This window comes from Pseudomonas sp. BTN1 (assembly GCF_001907715.1).
GTDB lineage: Bacteria > Pseudomonadota > Gammaproteobacteria > Pseudomonadales > Pseudomonadaceae > Aquipseudomonas > Aquipseudomonas paracarnis.
In genome coordinates this window covers 43,769-65,219 of the sequence record NZ_MPBM01000011.1, presented here as the reverse complement: position 1 = coordinate 65,219, position 21,451 = coordinate 43,769, and the positions used below count along the sequence as shown (strand labels likewise).

Here is a 21,451-nt window from a genome sequence, read left to right as displayed (position 1 = left end):
GCGAGCATCAACGGCTATCTGGCAAACCTCAACGGAGGTAACCTCAGTTACCTCCGTTTTCGTACAGACAGTTTTTTGCCCGCAACTTCAAGGGACACCATGGACAGAATCGTCTTCAAACAGCTCCTTCTCGCCACCGGCCTCTTGGCTTTGATGCCAATGACCCAAGCCGCCACCACCCTGGTCTACTGCTCCGAAGCCAGCCCCGCCGGCTTCGACCCCAGCCAGTACACCAGCGGCACCGATTTCGATGCGTCCGCCGAAACCGTGTTCAACCGCCTGACCCAGTTCAAGCGCGGCGGTACCGAAGTCGAACCTGGCCTGGCCACCAGTTGGGATGTTTCCAAGGATGGCCTGACCTACACCTTTCACCTGCGTGAAGGCGTCAAGTTCCATACCACCGACGTCTTCACCCCGACCCGCAATTTCAACGCCGATGACGTGCTGTTCACCTTCAATCGCTTGCTCGATGCCGACAGCCCGTTTCGCAAGGCCTACCCGTCCGAATCGCCCTACTTCACCGACATGGGTTTGAACACCACGATCAAAAGCGTCGAAAATCTCGACGAGCACACTGTGCGGTTCAACTTGAACACTGTCGATGCTTCGTTCGTGCAAAACCTGGCCATGAGCTTTGCCTCTGTTCAATCGGCCGAATACGCCGCCCAGTTGTTGAAACAAGGCAAGGCCGAGCAGATCAACCAGCAACCGGTCGGTACCGGGCCGTTTGTGTTCAAGCGTTATCAGAAGGACTCGCAGATCCGTTATGTGGCCAATAAACAGTATTGGAAACCCGAGGATGTGAAGCTCGACAACCTGATATTCGCCATCACCCCGGACGCCGCCGCGCGCCTGCAGAAACTCAAGGCAGGCGAATGCCAGGTCAGCGGTTACCCGCGCCCTGCCGATATCGAAATGATGAAGCAAGACCCCAACCTGCGCGTATTGCAACAAGCAGGCTTCAACCTGGGCTTCCTGGCCTATAACGTGACTCACCCGCCGCTGGATCAACTCAAGGTTCGTCAGGCCCTGGACATGGCCATCGACAAGCCCGCCATCATCAAGGCCGTTTACCAGGGCGCCGGACAATTGGCGCAGAACGCACTGCCTCCCGCGCAGTGGTCTTATGACCCCACGATACACGATGCGCCCTACGACCCGACCAAGGCCCGGTTGCTACTAAAAGAAGCAGGGGTTGCACCAGGTACCACCATTAACCTGTGGGCGATGACCGTACAACGCGCCTCGAATCCTAATGCACGGATGTCCGCGCAGATGATTCAACAGGATTGGGCCAAGGTCGGTATCAAGGCCAACATCGTTAGCTATGAGTGGGGCGAGTACATCAAGCGCGCCAAAAACGGCGAGCACGATGCAATGATTTATGGCTGGACCGGCGACAACGGCGACCCCGATAACTGGCTAGGCGTGCTCTACAGTTGTGCCGCGGTCAAGGGCAGCAACTATGCCAAATGGTGTAACCCGGCCTACGACAAGTTGGTGCAACAAGCCAAGGTCAGCAGCGACCGCGAGCAGCGCATCAAGTGGTATCAACAGGCCCAGAAAATCCTTAAGGAACAAGTACCTATAACGCCCATTGCAAACTCGACGGTTTTCCAGCCTATGCGCAAGCAAGTGCAGGATTTCAAGATCAGTCCGTTTGGACTGACGCCCTTCTACGGCGTGGGTCTAGATAAGTAACATCAATGCCCCAACCGAGTGCGCTAGACGCCTCGGATGGGCATTTTTGGTGCGCCATTTGCACCGAAAAAACCCTCCAAATAAGCACTTTTGTGTCGAAACTTTCATAATTGCGACATTCCTGTACGTTCGTACCACAGTTTTCCCTTTGCAACCGCTCTGCATCTTGCATTGGGTATGGCGCCTGCATAAGTATCCGCAGGCCGACTCACGAGGTCGCCCTCACCACCAAAAATGACAACAAATCATGAGGCCAACATGCTTAAACACGCAGTCCTTCCGTTATTAGTGAGCGCTGGCCTTATGGCCGCAGCCCCCGTAGCCCTTGCGGCAACTAACCTGGTGTTCTGCTCCGAAGGGAGCCCGGCCGGTTTCGACCCAGGCCAGTACACCACCGGAACAGACTTCGATGCCTCGGCCGAAACCATGTTCAACCGCCTGAGCCAGTTCGAACGTGGCGGCACCGCCGTCGTTCCTGGCCTGGCCACCAGCTGGGACGTTTCCCCGGATGGCCTGACGTACACCTTCCACCTTCGCGAAGGCGTCAAGTTCCATACCACCCCGTACTTCAAGCCTACTCGTGAATTTTCGGCTGACGACGTACTGTTCACCTTCAACCGAATGATCAATAAAGACGATCCGTTCCGTAAGGCCTACCCTACCGAGTTCCCGTACTTCTCGGACATGGAGATGGACAAGAACATCAAGAACATCGAGAAAGTCGATGACCACACCGTCAAGTTCACCCTTGGCACCGTGGACGCGGCGTTTATCCAGAACCTCGCGATGAGCTTTGCATCGATCCAGTCGGCCGAATATGCCGCCCAACTGTTGAAGGAAGGCAAGGCCGCCGACATCAACCAGAAGCCGATCGGCACTGGCCCGTTCGTGTTCAAGAGCTACCAGAAAGACTCCAACATTCGCTTCACCGGCAACAAGGAATACTGGAAGCCTGAAGACGTCAAGATCGATAACCTGATCTTCGCAATCTCCACGGACCCTTCAGTACGCATCCAGAAACTGAAAAAGAACGAGTGCCAGATCACAGCCTATCCTCGCCCGGCCGATATCAAGCCGCTGGAAGCGGACAAGGACATGAAGATGCCGCACCAGGCCGGCTTCAACCTGGGCTACATCGCCTACAACGTGATGCCTGTGCTCAAGGGCCAGACGACGCCAAACCCGCTGGCTGACCTGCGGGTTCGCCAGGCTTTGGACATGTCGGTGAACAAGCAGCAGATCATCGACTCCGTGTACCAGGGCGCTGGGCAATTGGCCGTCAATGCCATGCCACCCACCCAATGGTCGTACGACACTACGATCAAGGACGCCAAGTACGACCCTGCCAAAGCCAAGGAACTGCTCAAGGAGGCTGGCATCAAGGAAGGCACCGAGATCACTCTTTGGGCCATGCCGGTTCAGCGTCCGTACAACCCGAACGCCAAGCTGATGGCCGAGATGCTGCAGAGCGACTGGAAACAGATCGGCCTGAAGGTCAACATCGTCAGCTACGAGTGGGGCGAGTACATCAAGCGTTCCAAAGGTGGCGAGAACCAGGCGATGATCATCGGCTGGAGCGGTGACAATGGTGACCCTGACAACTGGCTGGGCACCCTGTTTTCGTCCCCGGCGTTGAACGGTAACAACTTCTCCAAGTTCGTTAATAAACAGTATGACGACCTGATCAGCCAGGCCAAATCGACCACGGATGTCGCCAAGCGCACCGAACTGTACAAACAGGCGCAACAGCTGCTTAAACGCGAATTGCCTTACACACCTATCGCGCACTCGACGGTGTATCAACCCATGCGTAATACCGTGCAGGACTTCAAGATCAGCCCGTTTGGCTTGAATTCCTTCTACGGCGTTAGCGTCAGCGGCAAGTAAGGACCAATAACGGCGACGTTTCATAACGTCGCCGTTATTCCATCCGCCTGGACCTTAGGAAACAGACTACGTTTGCAAGCGTTGCCGTCTTACAGCAATGAACTGCGACCCGTGCCTCCGTTGCCTACAAGGTCAGTCAGAATTGACGCATTTACTGCAAGGTCAACGCCCCATAAGGTCGTAGGACAGCAGAGGCATCACTCTGGGAAGGGCACTTGCTGTGTGTGGGATCAGTGAGGTCTGCCTGGCTGCACGCCAGCAGGTAGGCTCGCTGTTGATAACTACAAACAAGGACCGGGATCGTCATGCGCCATACCACCGTTGTATCCGCTCTGTTTGCCACCAGCCTGCTGGCCATGGCCACCATGGGCCAAGCCGCCGAGAAAAAGAGCCTGGTGTTCTGCTCCGAAGGCAGCCCGGCAGGGTTTGACACTGCGCAATACACCACCGCTACCGACAACGATGCGGCGGAGCCTTTGTATAACCGTTTGGTGGAGTTCGAAAAAGGCGCGACCGACGTCGTCCCTGGGCTGGCAACCAAGTGGGATATTTCCCCTGATGGCCTGACCTACACCTTCCACCTGCGTGAAGGGGTGAAGTTCCACAGCAACAAGGAATTCAAGCCGACGCGAGACTTCAACGCCGACGACGTGCTGTTCACCTTCAACCGCATGCTTGACCCCGAGCACCCGTTCCGTAAGGCCTACCCCACCGAGTTTCCGTACTTCAACGGGATGAGCCTGAACAAGAACATCGCCAAGGTCGAGAAAACCGGCCCCTACACCGTAGTGATGACGCTGAACACGGTCGACGCAGCCTTCGTGCAGAACATCGCCATGAGCTTTGCCGCGATCCTTTCGGCGGAATACGCCGAGCAGTTGCTCACGCAAGGCCGGCCCAGCGACATCAACCAGAAGCCGATCGGCACTGGCCCCTTCGTGTTCCAGCGTTACCAGAAAGACTCGCAGATCCGCTACGTGGGCAACAAACAGTACTGGGACCCGAGCCGCGTCAAGCTGGACCAACTGATCTTCGCCATCAACACCGACGCCTCGGTGCGCGTGCAGAAGCTCAAGGCCGGCGAATGCCAGGTGACCCTGCATCCACGCCCCGCCGACGTCGAAGCCCTCAAGACCGACCCGAACCTGCAACTGCTGACCAAACCGGGCTTCAACCTGGGCTATATCTCCTACAACGTGCGCCACAAGCCGTTCGATCAGTTGGAAGTACGCCAGGCGCTGGACATGGCGGTGAACAAGCAGAGCATCCTCAATGCTGTGTACCAGGGCGCCGGGCAACTGGCGGTCAACGCCATGCCACCCACGCAGTGGTCCTACGACGACAGCATCAAGGACGCCGCCTACGACCCGGAAAAAGCCAAGCAGTTGCTCAAGGCCGCTGGCGTCAAGGAAGGCACCGAGATCACCCTGTGGGCCATGCCGGTGCAACGCCCGTACAACCCCAACGCCAAGCTGATGGCGGAAATGCTGCAGAACGACTGGGCCAAGATCGGTCTCAAGGTCAAGATCGTCAGCTATGAATGGGGCGAGTACATCAAACGCACCAAGAACGGTGAGCACGATGTCAGCCTGATCGGCTGGACCGGCGACAACGGTGACCCGGACAACTGGCTCGGCACCCTCTACAGCTGCGACGCCATCGGCGGGAACAACTACTCCATGTGGTGCGACCCGGCGTACGACAAGCTGATCAAGCAAGCCAAGGTCGTGACCGACCGTGAACAAAGGACTGTTCTGTACAAACAGGCGCAGCAACTGCTCAAGCAGCAGGTGCCGATCACGCCCATTGCCCACTCGACGGTCAACCAGCCGTTAAGCGCCAAAGTCGAAGGCTTCAAGGTAAGCCCCTTCGGCCGCAACGTGTTCTCGGGCGTCAGCATCAACCCATAAGAAAATAACCGGATGGCGGGGAGCGAAATCAGCTCCCCGGCAAACGTGCAGGCTTTTGTTGGGAATTTTCCTACGCCAAACGTTTGCAATAGCTTGAACAAGTTCCACACCCAATAGCCGGATCACCCAAAAAGACCGGCATTAAAAAAGAGAACCAAAGGAGCTTCACCCATGAAACTGAGCAGCAAAGCGCTTCTGGCCTTGGCCATCAGCAGCATCACGGCCACCGCCTACGCTGAAACGCAAAGCCAGGACTTCGTTCCTACCACCCTGGCCGGCACCAGCGCCCAAAGCGAGGCCAAAGGCTTTATCGAAGATTTCAGCCTGGGCGGCACCACGCGTAACTGGTACTCCCATGAAAGCAAATACCGCGGGGGCACCTTCTCGTACCAGAAACACGGCCAGACCCTGACCGATCGCAACCGTACCAACTGGGTGCAAGGCACCATCCTCAACGCCAGCTCGGGTTTCACCCAGGGCACCGTTGGGGTCAAGACTGAAGTGGCGGTGTACAACGCCCTGGTACTGGACCGCAGCAAGCGTGATATCAAAGGCGGCTCCAACCGTACCCTGGCCGACTCCAACGGTGACGCCGTAGACCAGTGGAGCAAACTGGGCCTGGCCAACGTGCAATTCCGTGTGTCCAACACCACACTGACCGCCGGTCGCCAGAACTTCAGCAGCGGCATCGTCGACACCATCGGCAACCGTGCTCTGCCTTCGAGCTTCCAGGGCGTGAGCTTCAACAGCGAAGAGTTCAGCAACCTGTCGTTCCAGGGCGGCGTGTTCGACCGCGTTTCCCCACGTAGCGAGCAGAGCCTGTCGAAATTCCGTACCGAATACGGCAATGGCGCAGAAACCGACAAAGTGTCGACCCTGGGTGTGAACTACCAGCCGCTGAAAAGCCTGAAGACCAGCTTCTTCGCCGCTAACGTGAAGGACTTCTGGAACCAGTACTACTTCGGCGCCACCCACGAGCTGGGCGACGCGCAGCAGTTGGGCCTGACCACCGGCTTCAACTACTACAAGACTGTCGATGAAGGCAAAAAAGAGATGGGGGAAATCGACAACGATACCTTCTCCCTCTCCCTGGGCCTGACTCACCAGGCACACAGCCTGACCTTTGGCTACCAGCAAGTGAACGGTAACGAGTACTTCGACTACCTGCACGAAACCAACGGTATCTACCTGGCCAACTCCCTGACGTCTGACTTCAACGGCCCGAACGAGAAATCCTTCCAGATCGCCTATGCCATCAACATGGCTGAATACGGCGTACCTGGCCTTAAGTTCAACGCCTACTCGGCACGCGGCTGGGGCATCGACGGCACCCACTACACCGGCAACAATGGCCGGGCCAAGTTTGCCTATGACGGCATCCAGTCCCAGGACGGCGAGAAGCACCAGGAATACGGTGTAGGCGCCTCTTACGCGCTGCAGAGCGGCCCGCTCAAAGCCACCACCGTGCGCGCAACCTATGTTGAGCACCGTGGCAGCGAGTTCCAGTCCGACGGCAGCATCAAAGAGTTCCGTCTGGTTACCACCATCCCGTTCAACATCCTTTAATTAGTGCCAGGCAGGCGGCGAGCTCAGGACGAGCTTGCCGCCTACGCTTTTCTGGTTCCATCGATTGCAGAGGGCTCTGAATGAAAATGCTCCCACTACAAGCCGCCATGGCCGCTGCGCTGTTGAGCGTGGCGATCGGCGTTTCGGCCAAACCGCTGGTGGTCTGCACCGAAGCCAGCCCGGAAGGTTTCGACCCGGTCCTGTACACCACTGCCGTGACCGCTGACGCCGCCGCTGAAACCATGTTCAACCGCCTGGTGGACTTCAAGCCCGGCACCACAGAAGTGGTGCCTGCCCTGGCCAAAGACCTGCCGGAAATCAGCGCCGATGGCCTGACCTACACCTTCCACCTGCGTGACGACATCAAGTTCCACACCACCGACTATTTCAAACCCACGCGCAACCTGAATGCCGATGATGTGCTTTGGAGCTTCCAGCGCCAGCTGGACCCGAATCACCCTTGGCATAAAAAGTCCCTCGTGGGCTACCCGTACTTCGAAAGCATGGGGTTCAAGGAACTGCTCAAGAGCGTAGAGAAGACCGACGATCACACCGTCGTCTTTACCTTGACCCGTCCGGAAGCTCCGTTCCTGGCCGACCTGGGTATGGCATTCTCTTCAATCCACTCGAAGGAATACGCCGACCAGTTGCTCAAGTCCGGTAAAACTGAAGACCTCAACGCCAAGCCTATCGGCACTGGCCCATTCGTCTTCAATCGCTATCAGAAAGATGCCCAGGCGCGCTTCAAGGCCAACCCGGACTACTTCCGCGGCAAGCCGGCGGTCGACCCGCTGATTCTGGCGATCACCACCGATAACAACGTGCGGTTGCAGAAGCTCAAGGCCAACGAATGTCAGATCGCGTTGTTCCCCAAGCCGGATGACATTCCAAGCATCAAGAAAGACCCGAACCTGAAGGTCGATGAACTGGCGGCGATGACCACCAGCTACACCGCATTGAACACCACTCGCAAATACATGAGCGATGCCCGGGTACGTCACGCGATCAACATCGCGTTCGACAAGGCCGGTTATACCGAAGCGCTGTTCGGCAAAGGCAATGCAGTCGTGGGCACCGGCCCGTATCCGCCGACCTTGCTGGGTTTCAGTGAAAAGCTGAAAAACCCACCGCGCGACCTGGATAAGGCGCGCGCCCTGCTCAAGGAAGCCGGCGTGCCGGAAGGTACCGAGTTCACGCTGTTCACCCGTAACGGTGGCGGCCCGACCAACCCCAACCCGATGCTCGGCGCCCAGCGTATGCAGGCGGATCTGGCGCAGGTTGGCCTGAAGGTCAATATCAAAGTCATGGAATGGGGCGAAATGCTCAAGCGGGCTAAAAACGGCGAGCACGACATGGTTTCGGCAGGCTGGGTCGGTGATAACGGCGACCCGGATAACTTCCTCACCCCGAACCTGAGTTGCGATGCAGCCAAAAACGGCGAAAACTACGCCCGCTGGTGTAACAAAGAGTTTCAGGACTTGATCGACAAAGCCCGTGCAATCGCGGAACCGGCCGAACGGGCCGCGCTCTATGAACAAGCACAGGATGTCTTCGAAAAAGACCAACCATGGCTTCCCATGGCTTATCCGAAACTGTTCACCGCCATGCGCAAGAACGTAGAGGGCTTCATCCAAAGCCCTCTGGGTACGAATAACTTCGCCACCACCCAGGTGAAGTAAATAAGAAAAACGCTCGGCACCGTCGACACTGACGGTGCCGGACCTGCCTAACCGGCTGATTGAGGTACACACCAAGATGTTTAGTTTTATTGCCCGCCGACTGGGGTTATTGATCCCCACGTTCTTCGGCATCACGTTGCTGACCTTTGCGTTGATTCGCATGATTCCAGGCGACCCCGTAGAAGTCATGATGGGCGAGCGACGGGTTGACCCCGAAATGCACGCCCAGGCAATGGAGCGCCTTGGCCTTAACAAGCCGCTGTATGCGCAATACCTGGATTACGTCGGCAAGCTCGCGCAGGGCGACCTTGGCGAATCGTTGCGCACTCGCACCAGCGTGTGGACCGAGTTCACCGCCCTCTTCCCCGCGACCCTGGAACTGTCCATGGCCGCGCTGTTGTTCGCCGGTATTCTGGGCCTGTTGGCCGGGGTGATCGCGGCACTCAAACGAGGATCCCTGTTCGACCACGGGGTGATGGGCATCTCCCTGGCGGGATATTCGATGCCGATCTTCTGGTGGGGCCTGATCCTGATCATGTTCTTCTCGGTGAGCCTGGGCTGGACCCCGGTGTCCGGGCGTATCGACCTGCTCTACGACATCGAGCCACGCACCGGCTTCATGCTGATCGACACCCTGCTGGCCGACGAGCCGGACGCGTTCTGGGATGCGTTGCACCACCTGATCCTGCCAGCCATCGTGCTCGGCACCATCCCGCTGGCGGTGATCGCGCGCATGACCCGTTCGTCGATGCTCGAAGTGCTGCGTGAGGACTACATCCGTACCGCCAAGGCCAAGGGCCTGTCGCCGGCGCGCGTGGTGTTCGTGCACGGCCTGCGTAACGCGCTGATCCCGGTGCTCACTGTGGTCGGCCTGCAAGTCGGCACGCTGCTGGCCGGTGCGGTACTGACCGAAACCATCTTCTCGTGGCCCGGCATCGGCAAATGGCTGATCGAAGCCATTGGCGCGCGGGACTACCCGGTGGTGCAAAACGGCATTCTGCTGATCGCCTGCCTGGTGATCCTGGTGAACTTCGTGGTGGATATCCTCTACGGCTTCGCCAACCCACGCATCCGTCACCAGCGCTGAGATCATGACCATGACCACACCTACTCAAGTGTCAGCAGTCGATCAGAGCCTGCTGTACCCGTCCCCGTACAAAGAATTCTGGCAAGCCTTCTCCAAGAACAAAGGCGCGGTTGCCGGCCTGCTGTTCATGTTGCTGATCGTGTTCTGCGCGATCTTCGCCCCGTGGGTTGCGCCGCATAACCCCAGCGAGCAATACCGAGACTTCCTGCTCACGCCACCGGCCTGGCTGGAAGGCGGGCAGATGCAGTTCCTGCTGGGCACCGACGAACTGGGCCGTGACTTGCTCTCGCGCCTGATCCAGGGCTCGCGCCTGTCGTTGCTGATCGGTTTATCGTCGGTGGTGATGTCGCTGATCCCGGGCATCCTGCTGGGCCTGTTCGCTGGGTTCTTCCCGCGCTTGCTCGGCCCGACCATCATGCGCTTGATGGACATCATGCTGGCCCTGCCATCGCTGCTGCTGGCCGTGGCGATTGTCGCCATCCTCGGCCCTGGCCTGATCAACACCGTGATCGCCATCGCCATCGTGTCGTTGCCATCCTATGTGCGCCTGACCCGCGCCGCCGTGATGGGCGAACTGAACCGCGACTACGTGACTGCCGCCCGCCTCGCTGGCGCCGGCCTGCCACGCCTGATGTTCATCACCGTGCTGCCTAACTGCATGGCGCCGCTGATCGTACAAGCGACCTTGAGCTTTTCCTCGGCGATTCTCGATGCCGCGGCCCTGGGCTTCCTCGGCCTTGGCGTACAACCGCCAACCCCTGAGTGGGGCACCATGCTGGCTTCGGCCCGCGACTACATCGAACGCGCCTGGTGGGTGGTGAGCCTGCCTGGCTTGACCATTTTGCTCAGCGTGCTGGCAATCAACTTGATGGGTGACGGCCTGCGCGATGCGCTGGACCCGAAACTCAAGAACGCCGCCTGAGGAGATTCCCATGTCACTGTTAGAAATCAAGAATCTCAACGTGCGCTTCGGCGACAAGACCGCCGTGCCGGTGGTCGATGGCCTCGACATTTCCGTCGACAAGGGCGAAGTCCTGGCAATCGTTGGCGAGTCGGGCTCGGGTAAATCCGTGACCATGATGGCGCTGATGGGCCTGATCGAGCACCCCGGCATCGTCACCGCCGATGCGCTGAACTTCGACGGCAAGGACATGCTCAAGTTGAGCAACCGCCAGCGCCGCCAGATCGTCGGCAAAGACCTGGCGATGGTGTTCCAGGACCCGATGACCGCGTTGAACCCCAGCTACACCGTGGGTTTCCAGATCGAAGAAGTGCTGCGCCTGCATTTGAAAATGTCCGGCAAACAAGCACGCAAACGCGCCATCGAGCTGCTGGAAAAGGTCGAGATCCCAGGCGCTGCCAGCCGTATGGATGCCTACCCGCACCAATTGTCCGGCGGTATGAGCCAACGCGTGGCAATCGCCATGGCGATTGCCGGCGAACCGAAACTGCTGATCGCCGATGAACCGACCACTGCGTTGGACGTGACCATCCAGGCGCAGATCATGGAGCTGCTGTTGGCCCTGCAAAAAGAGCAGAACATGGGCCTGGTGCTGATCACTCATGACCTCGCGGTAGTGGCTGAAACCGCCCAGCGCGTTTGCGTAATGTACGCAGGTCAGGCAGTGGAAGTCGGCCAGGTGCCGCAGTTGTTCGACATTCCGGCACACCCGTACAGCGAAGCGTTGCTCAAGGCGATTCCCGAGCACAGCCTGGGTGCCACGCGCCTGGCCACGCTGCCGGGCATCGTGCCGGGCCGCTATGACCGTCCGCAGGGTTGCCTGCTGTCGCCGCGCTGCCCGTATGTGCAGGACTCCTGCCGCGCCCAGCGGCCGGGCCTCGATCCGAAAAGCAACAGCCTTGCCCGCTGCTTCTACCCGTTGAACCAGGAGGTGGCGTAATGGCCGTCGTACTTACCGCCCGCGACCTCACCCGTCACTACGAAGTGTCCCGTGGCCTGTTCAAGGGCCATGCCACCGTGCGTGCTCTTAATGGTGTGTCTTTTGAGCTGGAAGCCGGCAAGACCCTCGCCGTGGTAGGCGAGTCGGGCTGTGGCAAATCCACCCTGGCCCGCGCCCTGACGCTGATTGAAGAGCCCTCGTCGGGCTCGTTGAAAATCGCCGGGCAAGAAGTGGCCGGCGCCAACAAGGCTCAGCGCAAGCAATTGCGCAAAGACGTGCAGATGGTGTTCCAGAGCCCCTATGCCTCGTTGAACCCACGCCAGAAAGTCGGTGATCAACTGGCCGAACCGCTGCTGATCAACACCCACCTGTCCGCTGCCGAGCGCCGCGAAAAAGTGCAGGCGATGATGAAGCAAGTGGGCCTGCGCCCTGAGCATTATCAGCGCTACCCGCACATGTTCTCCGGTGGTCAGCGCCAGCGTATCGCCCTGGCTCGCGCAATGATGCTGCAACCCAAGGTGCTGGTGGCGGACGAACCGACCTCGGCGCTGGACGTGTCGATCCAGGCACAGGTGCTTAACCTGTTCATGGATCTGCAGCAGGAATTCAACACCGCCTACGTGTTCATTTCCCACAACCTGGCGGTGGTACAGCACGTAGCTGACGATGTGATGGTGATGTACCTCGGCCGCCCGGTTGAGGTGGGCCCCAAGGAAGACATCTACGCACGCCCGCTGCACCCTTACACCCAGGCGCTGCTGTCGGCCACGCCGACCATTCACCCGGACCCGAGCAAGCCAAAGATCAAGATCGTCGGCGAACTGCCCAACCCACTGAACCCGCCGCCGGGTTGCGCGTTCCACAAGCGCTGCCCGTATGCGACCGAGCGCTGCAGCAGTGAGGAGCCGCTGTTGCGGCCGTTGGATAACCGGCAGGTGGCTTGTCACTACGCGGAGCAATTCGTGGCCTGAAGCAACATTGTTTCCCTCTGTGGGAGCGGGCTTGCTCGCGAATGCGTGGGTTCAGCTACAGATGGGTTGCTGACACACCGTCTTCGCGAGCAAGCCCGCCCCACAGGGGTAATGCGTAATATCGAGTTCCATCGCCCTTCCCGCCAGATTGCGCATCAGTCTGGCTGGAGGGGCTTTTTTTTGCGTGGTTGTAACAAAAAACATACCGTTTGAACCCATGCCAAAAGCCCTGAAAACATTGAGCCAGAGCGTTTCGAAAAGTGTATAGATTGTAAATGCAATTTACTTCTGTTTGAGAATCAATACCATTACGGCGCACGGAGAGCGCTGGATGCACGACAAAAATTCAGACGCCTCTCGTTCAATCGCCCCTCCTAAAGGACTTTGTGGACATGTCGTCTCAATTCAGGCTCAGCCATCTCTCGCTGGCGTTTATCGCTACCCTTTCGTCCCCCGCGCTGCTGGCGCAGAGTGTGGAAAAAGAGCGCGATAAAGTGCCGATCCAAGCGACAGACCTGCCGGTGGATGGCACGCCCCAAGCCCTGGTGCTGGGCGAAACGCGTGTATTGGGCACCGCTGCCGAAGAACTCAAGCAGGCGCCCGGTGTGTCGATCATCACCGCCGAAGACATCAAGAAACGCCCGCCCACCAACGACCTGTCGGAGATCATCCGCCGCGAGCCGGGCGTGAACCTGACCGGCAACAGTTCCAGCGGCAGCCGTGGCAACAACCGCCAAATCGACCTGCGCGGCATGGGCCCGGAAAACACCCTGATCCTGATCGATGGCAAGCCGTCCACCTCCCGCAACGCCGTGCGTTATGGCTGGAGCGGCGACCGCGATACCCGTGGCGAAACCAATTGGGTGCCGGCCGAAGAAGTCGAACGCATTGAAATCCTGCGCGGCCCGGCCGCCGCCCGTTATGGCTCCGGTGCCATGGGCGGTGTCATCAACATCATCACCAAACGCCCCACCGACCAACTGCACGGCTCGCTGACCGCCTACACCGCCTTCCCCGAAAACGATGCCGAAGGCGCGAGCAAACGCACCAACTTCAACCTCAGCGGCCCGTTGACCGACACACTGGCGTTCCGCGTCTATGGCGGCCTGAACAAGACCGACGCCGATGACGCCGACATCAACCGCGCAGCACAGGCGACCCCAGACTCGCTGGTGGCCGGCCGCGAGGGCGTGCGCAATAAAGACGTGAACGGCTTGCTGAGCTGGCAGTTCACCCCCGAGCAAACCCTCGACCTGGAAGCCAGCTACAGCCGCCAGGGCAATATTTTCGCCGGCGATACCATGCTCAACGGCGGTGGCGCGTTCGTGGAAAGCCTGGTGGGCAAGGAAACCAGTGTGATTCAACGCAGCAGCTTTTCGGCCACGCACCGCGGCGAGTTCGACTGGGGCTCGACCCTGGCTTCGCTAACCCACGACCTGACCCGCAACGAACGCCTCAATGAAGGCCTGGCCGGTTCTGGCGAGGGTGCACCGTCTGCCAGCGCAGGCCGTTTCGAGTCGCGCTTGCGCAACACTCGGGCCACCGCCGAGGTCAACCTGCCCCTGAGCGTCGGTGCCGAACAGGTGCTGACCCTGGGCAGCGAGTACCTCTACGAGTCGATGAACGACCCAGGCTCGTTGCGCCCGCAAAGCTATGACCCAGGCACCGGCGGCGTCCCCGCCATCCCGGGCGTGAGCCGCAACAGCACCAAGACCACCGCCTCGAGCTACGCCTTGTTTGCCGAAGACAACATCGAGCTGGGCAGCAAGACTGTCATCACGCCTGGCTTGCGCTTCGACGACCATGAGGAATACGGCGGCAACTGGAGCCCCAGCTTCAACGCCTCGCACCAGTTGACCGATGAATTGAGCATCAAGGGTGGCATCGCCCGCGCCTATAAAACACCCAACCTGTACCAGTCCAACCCGAACTATTTGCTGTACAGCCGTGGCAATGGCTGCAACGCCAGCGAAGCCAACATGGGCGGTTGCTACCTGGTGGGTAATCGCGACCTGAAGCCGGAAATCAGCGTCAACAAGGAAATCGGCCTGGCTTTCGACAAGGGCACCTGGCGTACCAGTGCGACGTACTTCCGTAATGACTACAAGAACAAGATCAACGCCAGTAACGAGGCGGCCTTCCGCCTGGGCAACGGTCGCCGCGTGCTGGAGTGGGAAAACAGCGGGCCCGCCTTGGTGCAGGGCGTTGAAGGCAACCTGTTCATCAGCCTGCGCGATGACTTGAACTTGAATACCAACCTGACCTACATGATCGACTCCAAGGACAAGGACACCGGCGAGCCGTTGAGCATCATCCCCAAGTACACCGTCAACACCACGCTGGACTGGCAAGCCACTGACAAGCTGTCTTTCCAGGTCAGCGGCACCTATTACGGCAAACAAGAAGCACCGACGCTCAACTCACGCAGCGCCAGCAGTTACGAGCGCAGCGCCCAGCAGGACGTCGACCCGTACGGGTTGATGGGCCTGAGCAGCGGCTACGAATTCAGCAAAAACCTGAGCGTACGCGTGGGCATCAACAACCTCCTGGACAAGCGCCTGTCTCGCAAAGGTAACGCCGACGACGCCGGTGCCCAGACCTACAATGAACCGGGCCGCGCTTACTTCGCGTCGGTGACTACATCGTTCTAAGGCATTGTTTGAGGTCTGAAAAGCGCCTCCCACCAGCTATAGACTGGCGGGAGGCGCTTTCTTTCTAGCGAGCCTACGTTTGGCTATCGCCTTCGTCTGCGTCTGCGTCGTCGCTGTCGGGCTCGTCGGTAGTAGAGTCATCATCACCCTCGCTGCCGCCCTGGCCCTGATCGCCTGGTTCGGCTTCGGACTTGGCCAACTGCAAGTGCGATGCCTGACCACTGGTCACCACCGCTGCGCTCGGCACCGGGTTATGCGCCCAGGCCGTCGACATCCCCAACGACAACAGCACCAGCACTTTCATCAACAGCACTATTCGTTGAAAAATACTCATGATCGATTCCGTCCAGTCAGTAGGTATAGCCCACGCGACAGACCCATTACCATCGCCAGTCTTTGAAACTAGTTCTGATCAAGGGTTTGCGCCAATTTCTGGTTAAATCGAGATTAACTGTGGGAGCGGGCTTGCTCGCGAATGCGGGGCGTCATTCAACAGATGCGTCGGCTGATCCACCGCCTTCGCGAGCAAGCCCGCTCCCACACTTAGCCTTCGGGCAACCATAAAAAAGGGCGAAGCCATCACAGCTTCGCCCTTCTCTCTACCGCTCAAACCTTAGTGGTGTTCGCGGGTCGCGCGGAATTTCACATCCGGCCAACGCTCTTCCATCAGCGCCAGGTTGACGCGGGTCGGCGCCAGGTAGGTCAGGTGACCACCGCCGTCGATTGCCAGGTTTTCCACGGCCTTGTTGGAGAACTCTTCCAACTTCTTCTTATCGCTGCAATCAATCCAGCGCGCCGAATACACGGTGATCGGCTCGTAGGAGCACTCCACCTTGTATTCCTCTTTCAAGCGGCTGGCGACCACGTCGAACTGCAGCACACCCACCGCGCCGAGGATGATGTCGTTGCTGCGCTCGGGGAAGAACACCTGGGTGGCGCCCTCTTCGGCCAATTGCTGCAAGCCTTGGCGCAGTTGCTTGGACTTGAGCGGGTCACGCAGGCGCACGCGGCGGAACAGTTCCGGGGCGAAATGCGGAATGCCGGTGAAGCCCAGGGCTTCGCCTTCGGTAAAGGTGTCGCCGATCTGGATGGTGCCGTGGTTGTGCAGGCCGATGATGTCGCCGGCAAACGCCTCTTCCAGCTGTTCACGCTCGGAGGAGAAGAACGTCAGGGCGTCGCCGATGCGTACGTCCTTGCCGGTGCGCACGTGGCGCATCTTCATGCCTTTTTCGTACTTGCCGGAGCAGATGCGCATAAAGGCGATACGGTCGCGGTGTTTCGGGTCCATGTTCGCCTGGATCTTGAACACGAAGCCGGTGAATTTCTCTTCCACCGGTTCCACGGTGCGCTCGTTGGCAACGCGGGCCAGGGGTTTTGGCGCCCAGTCCACGACGGCGTCGAGCACGTGGTCGACACCGAAGTTGCCCAGCGCGGTACCGAAGAACACCGGCGTCAGTTGGCCGTCGAGGAATTCCTGCTGGTTGAACTCATGGCAGGCGCCCTGCACCAGTTCCAGCTGGTCGACGAAACGATCGTACTCGTCGCCCAGGTGGGCACGGGCTTCGTCGGAGTCGAGCTTCTCGATGATCTTGGTTTCGGTGCGTTCATGGCCGTGGCCGGCGGTGTAGACAATGATGTAGTCGTCGGCCAGGTGGTACACGCCCTTGAAGTCGCGGTAGCAACCAATCGGCCAGGTGATCGGCGCGGCTTTGATCTTCAAGACGGCTTCGATTTCATCCAGCAACTCGATGGGGTCGCGGATATCGCGGTCGAGTTTGTTGATGAAACTGACAATCGGCGTGTCACGCAGACGGCACACGTCCATCAACGCGATGGTACGCGGTTCGACGCCTTTACCGCCGTCGAGGACCATCAGCGCCGAGTCCACCGCGGTGAGGGTGCGGTAGGTATCTTCGGAGAAGTCTTCGTGCCCCGGGGTGTCGAGCAGGTTGATCATGTGCTCGCGATACGGGAACTGCATGACCGACGTGGTAATGGAAATACCCCGTTGTTTTTCCATTTCCATCCAGTCGGAGGTGGCATGGCGGTCGGATTTGCGCGATTTCACCGTGCCGGCCACCGCGATCGCCTTGCCCATCAGCAACAGCTTTTCGGTGATGGTGGTCTTACCGGCATCGGGGTGGGAAATAATGGCGAAAGTGCGGCGTTTCGCGACTTCGGCGGCCTGGTGGGTCATGGGAAATCGCCTGGCAGGTGAGTCAAAAAAGGGCGGCGAGTATAGCGCAAACGCGAGGGTACGGACCACCGTTGAGCCCATTGGGGGTGGCTAAATGCGCCCAAGTGTGGAACCTTTTAAAAGGTCGAGACGTCCACTCCCCTGCTATCGCACTCGGAACAGGGGCTGAAATATCAGCAAGTTAGCCTGACGAGGCTGCGCTCATGGCTCGATCGCATACTGCATTGCCAGTATCGGCGAGTTGCTTTTCGCGAACTCATCAGAGGCAGCCAGGAATGGCATTGCCGCTCGGAAATGTGTTCGCCGACAAAAGAAAAAAAGGAGTCCGCCTGTGGCTATTCGCTATGGCAAAGGGCTGATAGGAGCAGTGGTTGTCGTCGCTCTCCTGGCCCTGCTGGTCCACTGGATCGGCATCAACACGATCGAACTGTACCGCGACGATTTGTTGTTTTACCTGCAAGCTCATCTGATTCTGGTTTTAGTCTCCATGCTGGCGGCCCTGATTGTGGGCATCCCCGCCGGTATCCTGCTCAGCCGACCCAACATGGTCGGGCGCGCAGAACGTTTCATGCAGATCTTCAACATCGGCAACACCGTCCCTCCCCTGGCCGTACTGGCCATCGCCCTCGGCGTCCTCGGCATCGGCAGCGGCCCGGCCATCTTCGCGCTGTTCCTCGCCTCGCTCCTGCCCATCGTGCGTAACACCTACGAAGGCCTGAAAAACGTTCAGGGCTCCCTCAAGGAAGCCGCCACCGGCATCGGCATGACCCCGCGCCAGGTGCTGTTTCGCGTGGAGCTGCCCAACGCCGTGCCGATCATCATCGGCGGTGTGCGCGTGGCCCTGGCGATCAACGTCGGTACCGCACCGCTGGCGTTCCTGATTGGCGCCAACAGCCTGGGCAGCCTGATCTTCCCCGGCATCGCCCTGAACAATCAGCCGCAACTGTTGCTCGGCGCCGCGTGTACCGCGCTGCTGGCATTGCTGCTTGATGGCCTGGTGACCATGGCTAGCCGCCTCTGGCTGGAACGCGGGTTACGCCCGTCTTAAGCCCGGTAAAGGAATTCACATGAAAAAACTGAGCTTGATATTAGGCTGCGTCCTGCTGCTTGCAGGTATTGCGCAAGCCGCCGAAAAACCCGTGATCCGCATCGGCGCCCGGGTGTTCACCGAGCAGACCCTGCTCGCCGAAATCACTTCCCAATACCTGCGCACCAAGGGCTACGACGCCCGCGTGACCGGCGGCCTGGGCAGCAACCTGGCGCGCAGTGCCCAGGAAAGCGGGCAACTGGACCTGATATGGGAATACACCGGCGTGTCGCTGGTGGCCTACAACCATATCGACGAGAAACTCGACAGCGAACAGTCCTACGCTCGGGTCAAAGAACTCGATGCGAAAAAAGGCTTGGTCTGGCTGTCGCCGTCGCGTTTCAGCAACACCTACGCCCTGGCACTGCCGGAGAAAGTTGCTGAGGAACATCCCGAGATCAACAGCATCAGCGATCTCACCAAAGCCATGGCCGAGGACATCAAGGAACAGCGCCTGGTCGCCCTGGACACCGAGTTCGCCAACCGCTCCGATGGCCTGGCCGGCATGGTCAAGCTGTACGACATGAACCTGACACGCAAGAACACCCGGCAAATGGACGCCGGCCTGGTCTACACCGCACTGCGTAACGGCCAGGTGTTTGCCGGTTTGGTCTACACCACCGACGGGCGCCTCAACGCCTTTAAGTTGAAGCTGCTGGAAGACGACAAGCACTACTTCCCGGACTACACCGCAGCCCCGGTGATCCGCAAGGAGTACCTCGACAAGCACCCGCAACTGGCCGCCGAACTCAAGCCTTTGGCCCACCTGTTCGACGACGAAACCATGCGCCAGCTCAATGCACGGGTCGACGTCGACCATGAAAGCCCGTCCGCCGTTGCCGCCGATTTCCTGCGCCAACATCCAATCAACTAAAAAGGAGAAGACATGGAATTTTTGAACGCCTTTTCCCATCTTGATTGGGCCCAGGTCCTGCACCTGACCTGGCAGCACATCACCCTGGTCGGCATCGCAGTGATCCTCGCGATCTTCATCGGCGTGCCCCTGGGCATTCTGATGACGCGCTTCCCGACCCTGGCCGGCCCGTTGCAAGCCAGCGCCACAGTGTTGCTGACCGTGCCATCCATCGCGCTGTTCGGCCTGCTGCTGCCGTTCTACTCCAAGTTCGGCCAGGGCCTGGGGCCAATGCCGGCGATCACCGCCGTGTTCCTTTACTCCCTGCTGCCAATCATGCGTAACACCTACCTGGCCCTCACCGGCGTTGAGCCAGGCATTCGCGAAGCCGCACGCGGCATTGGCATGACCTTCGGCCAGCGCCTGCGCATGGTCGAACTGCCGATTGCGGTGCCGGTGATTCTCGCTGGCGTGCGTACCGCCGTGGTGATGAATATCGGTGTGATGACCATCGCCGCCACCATCGGTGCCGGTGGCCTGGGTGTACTTATTCTGGCTTCCATCAGCCGCAGCGATATGTCGATGCTGATCGTCGGCGCCGTGCTGGTCAGTCTCCTGGCCATCTTCGCCGACCTGCTTCTGCAATGGCTGCAACGCTCGCTGACTCCAAAAGGATTGCTCAAATGATCGAACTTCAAAACCTGTCCAAGACTTTTCAAAGCAACGGCAAGACCGTCACCGCCGTCAACGATGTAAGCCTGACCGTCAACGAAGGCGAAATTTGCGTATTCCTGGGGCCCTCGGGCTGCGGCAAGAGCACCACGCTGAAGATGATCAACCGCCTGATCAAGCCCTCCTCGGGCAAGATCCTGATCAACGGCGAAGACACCACCGACCTCGACGAGGTGACCCTGCGTCGCAACATCGGCTACGTGATCCAGCAGATCGGCCTGTTCCCCAACATGACCATCGAAGAGAACATCGTGGTGGTGCCCAAGCTGCTCGGCTGGGACAAGCAAAAATGCCACGACCGCGCCCGCGAATTGATGAGCATGATCAAGCTGGAGCCCAAGCAGTACCTGCATCGCTACCCGCGTGAATTGTCGGGTGGGCAGCAACAGCGCATCGGAGTGATCCGCGCCCTGGCGGCGGATGCGCCGCTGCTGCTGATGGACGAGCCGTTCGGCGCGGTCGACCCGATCAACCGCGAGATGATCCAGAACGAATTCTTCGAGATGCAGCGCGCGCTGAACAAGACCGTGATCATGGTCAGCCATGACATCGACGAAGCCATCAAGCTGGGTGACAAGATCGCCATCTTCCGCGCCGGCAAGCTGCTGCAGATCGACCACCCGGACACGCTGCTGGCGCACCCGGCCGACGAGTTCGTCAGCAATTTCGTGGGCCAGGACAGCACCCTCAAGCGCCTGCTGCTGGTAAAAGCCGAAGACGCGGCGGACAACGCCCCGTCGGTGAGCCCGGAAACACCCGTGGCCGATGCCTTGGAACTGATGGACGAGCATGACCGCCGCTATGTGGTGGTCACCTGTTCGGAGAACAAGGCGCTGGGCTACGTACGCCGTCGCGACCTGCACCGCCAGGCCGGCACCTGCGGCCAGTACCTGCGCGAGTTCAATGCCACGGCGGCGTACGACGAGCATTTGCGCATCCTGCTGTCGCGCATGTACGAGTTCAACCGTTCGTGGTTGCCGGTGATGGATGCGGAGCGGGTGTTCTTGGGTGAGGTGACTCAGGAGTCGATTGCCGAATACCTGAGTTCCGGTAAATCCCGTGGCGGCAAGACCAGCATTGTCTCGCCTGCCGAAACTGCTTTGGCTTGATAGATCGCTATCGCAGGCAAGCCAGCTCCCACAGGGGAATGCATTCCAGCATAAGAATGCAGTTCAAATGTGGGAGCTGGCTTGCCTGCGATGAATACACCGCAAATCCATCTGATTGGC

16 protein-coding genes are annotated in these 21,451 nt (G+C 59.3%); 14 read left to right on the top strand and 2 right to left on the bottom strand.

All coding sequences use genetic code 11. The features are described 5' to 3' along the window. The first annotated feature begins 99 nt into the window (after window positions 1-99). The 10 genes from BMH52_RS05205 to BMH52_RS05160 all read left to right on the top strand — a co-directional run bounded on the left by BMH52_RS05205 (window position 100) and on the right by BMH52_RS05160 (window position 15,353). Window positions 100-1,701 (top strand): ABC transporter substrate-binding protein, encoded by a 1,602-nt coding sequence (locus BMH52_RS05205; protein ID WP_072434174.1) that lies wholly within the window; start codon window positions 100-102, stop codon window positions 1,699-1,701. A 258-nt stretch (window positions 1,702-1,959) separates the two neighbouring features. Further along, on the top strand, window positions 1,960-3,588 hold the full coding sequence (locus BMH52_RS05200; protein WP_014716900.1) for an ABC transporter substrate-binding protein: 1,629 nt from the start codon (window positions 1,960-1,962) through the stop codon (window positions 3,586-3,588). A gap of 305 nt (window positions 3,589-3,893) precedes the next feature. Next, window positions 3,894-5,498: an ABC transporter substrate-binding protein gene (locus BMH52_RS05195; RefSeq protein ID WP_032904009.1), complete on the top strand. Its 1,605-nt coding sequence runs from the start codon at window positions 3,894-3,896 to the stop codon at window positions 5,496-5,498. A gap of 171 nt (window positions 5,499-5,669) precedes the next feature. Further along, entirely contained in the window at window positions 5,670-7,064 is a 1,395-nt protein-coding gene (locus BMH52_RS05190; protein WP_014716898.1) for an OprD family outer membrane porin, read from the top strand. 80 nt (window positions 7,065-7,144) lie between these two features. Next, window positions 7,145-8,743 (top strand): ABC transporter substrate-binding protein, encoded by a 1,599-nt coding sequence (locus BMH52_RS05185; protein ID WP_060766594.1) that lies wholly within the window; start codon window positions 7,145-7,147, stop codon window positions 8,741-8,743. Window positions 8,744-8,819: 76 nt separating this feature from the next. Next, window positions 8,820-9,830: an ABC transporter permease subunit gene (locus BMH52_RS05180; RefSeq protein WP_003171721.1), complete on the top strand. Its 1,011-nt coding sequence runs from the start codon at window positions 8,820-8,822 to the stop codon at window positions 9,828-9,830. 10 nt (window positions 9,831-9,840) lie between these two features. Beyond that, window positions 9,841-10,752 carry an ABC transporter permease subunit gene (locus tag BMH52_RS05175; RefSeq protein ID WP_003188486.1) on the top strand — a complete coding sequence of 304 codons (912 nt, stop codon included), beginning with the start codon at window positions 9,841-9,843 and terminating at the stop codon, window positions 10,750-10,752. Window positions 10,753-10,762: 10 nt separating this feature from the next. After that, complete coding sequence (locus BMH52_RS05170; RefSeq protein ID WP_014716896.1) at window positions 10,763-11,731, top strand: ABC transporter ATP-binding protein; 969 nt, start codon at window positions 10,763-10,765, stop codon at window positions 11,729-11,731. After that, a complete protein-coding gene (locus tag BMH52_RS05165) occupies window positions 11,731-12,702 on the top strand; it encodes a peptide ABC transporter ATP-binding protein (protein ID WP_014716895.1) in 972 nt (323 codons plus the stop codon). The genes BMH52_RS05170 and BMH52_RS05165 overlap by 1 nt, the downstream gene beginning before the upstream one ends. 392 nt (window positions 12,703-13,094) lie before the next feature. Continuing rightward, entirely contained in the window at window positions 13,095-15,353 is a 2,259-nt protein-coding gene (locus tag BMH52_RS05160; protein WP_072434173.1) for a TonB-dependent siderophore receptor, read from the top strand. Between the two features lie 73 nt (window positions 15,354-15,426). On the opposite strand, the gene BMH52_RS05155 is transcribed toward BMH52_RS05160, so the two are convergent. Continuing rightward, complete coding sequence (locus BMH52_RS05155) at window positions 15,427-15,687, bottom strand: hypothetical protein (protein ID WP_032904007.1); 261 nt, start codon at window positions 15,685-15,687, stop codon at window positions 15,427-15,429. 279 nt (window positions 15,688-15,966) lie between these two features. Continuing rightward, entirely contained in the window at window positions 15,967-17,550 is a 1,584-nt protein-coding gene (locus BMH52_RS05150) for a peptide chain release factor 3 (RefSeq protein WP_003188476.1), read from the bottom strand. A gap of 331 nt (window positions 17,551-17,881) precedes the next feature. Here BMH52_RS05150 and BMH52_RS05145 point away from each other — a divergent pair, with 331 nt between their 5' ends. From BMH52_RS05145 to BMH52_RS05130, 4 genes are read left to right on the top strand one after another with little or no spacing between them, the layout of a single operon-like run. After that, window positions 17,882-18,598 carry an ABC transporter permease gene (locus BMH52_RS05145; protein WP_003188475.1) on the top strand — a complete coding sequence of 239 codons (717 nt, stop codon included), beginning with the start codon at window positions 17,882-17,884 and terminating at the stop codon, window positions 18,596-18,598. 19 nt (window positions 18,599-18,617) lie between these two features. Next, entirely contained in the window at window positions 18,618-19,511 is an 894-nt protein-coding gene (locus BMH52_RS05140; RefSeq protein WP_073843089.1) for a glycine betaine ABC transporter substrate-binding protein, read from the top strand. Between the two features lie 12 nt (window positions 19,512-19,523). Further along, complete coding sequence (locus BMH52_RS05135; protein WP_003188473.1) at window positions 19,524-20,177, top strand: ABC transporter permease; 654 nt, start codon at window positions 19,524-19,526, stop codon at window positions 20,175-20,177. Next, a complete protein-coding gene (locus BMH52_RS05130; protein ID WP_014716891.1) occupies window positions 20,174-21,331 on the top strand; it encodes a betaine/proline/choline family ABC transporter ATP-binding protein in 1,158 nt (385 codons plus the stop codon). The genes BMH52_RS05135 and BMH52_RS05130 overlap by 4 nt, the downstream gene beginning before the upstream one ends. Window positions 21,332-21,451: the final 120 nt, after the last annotated feature.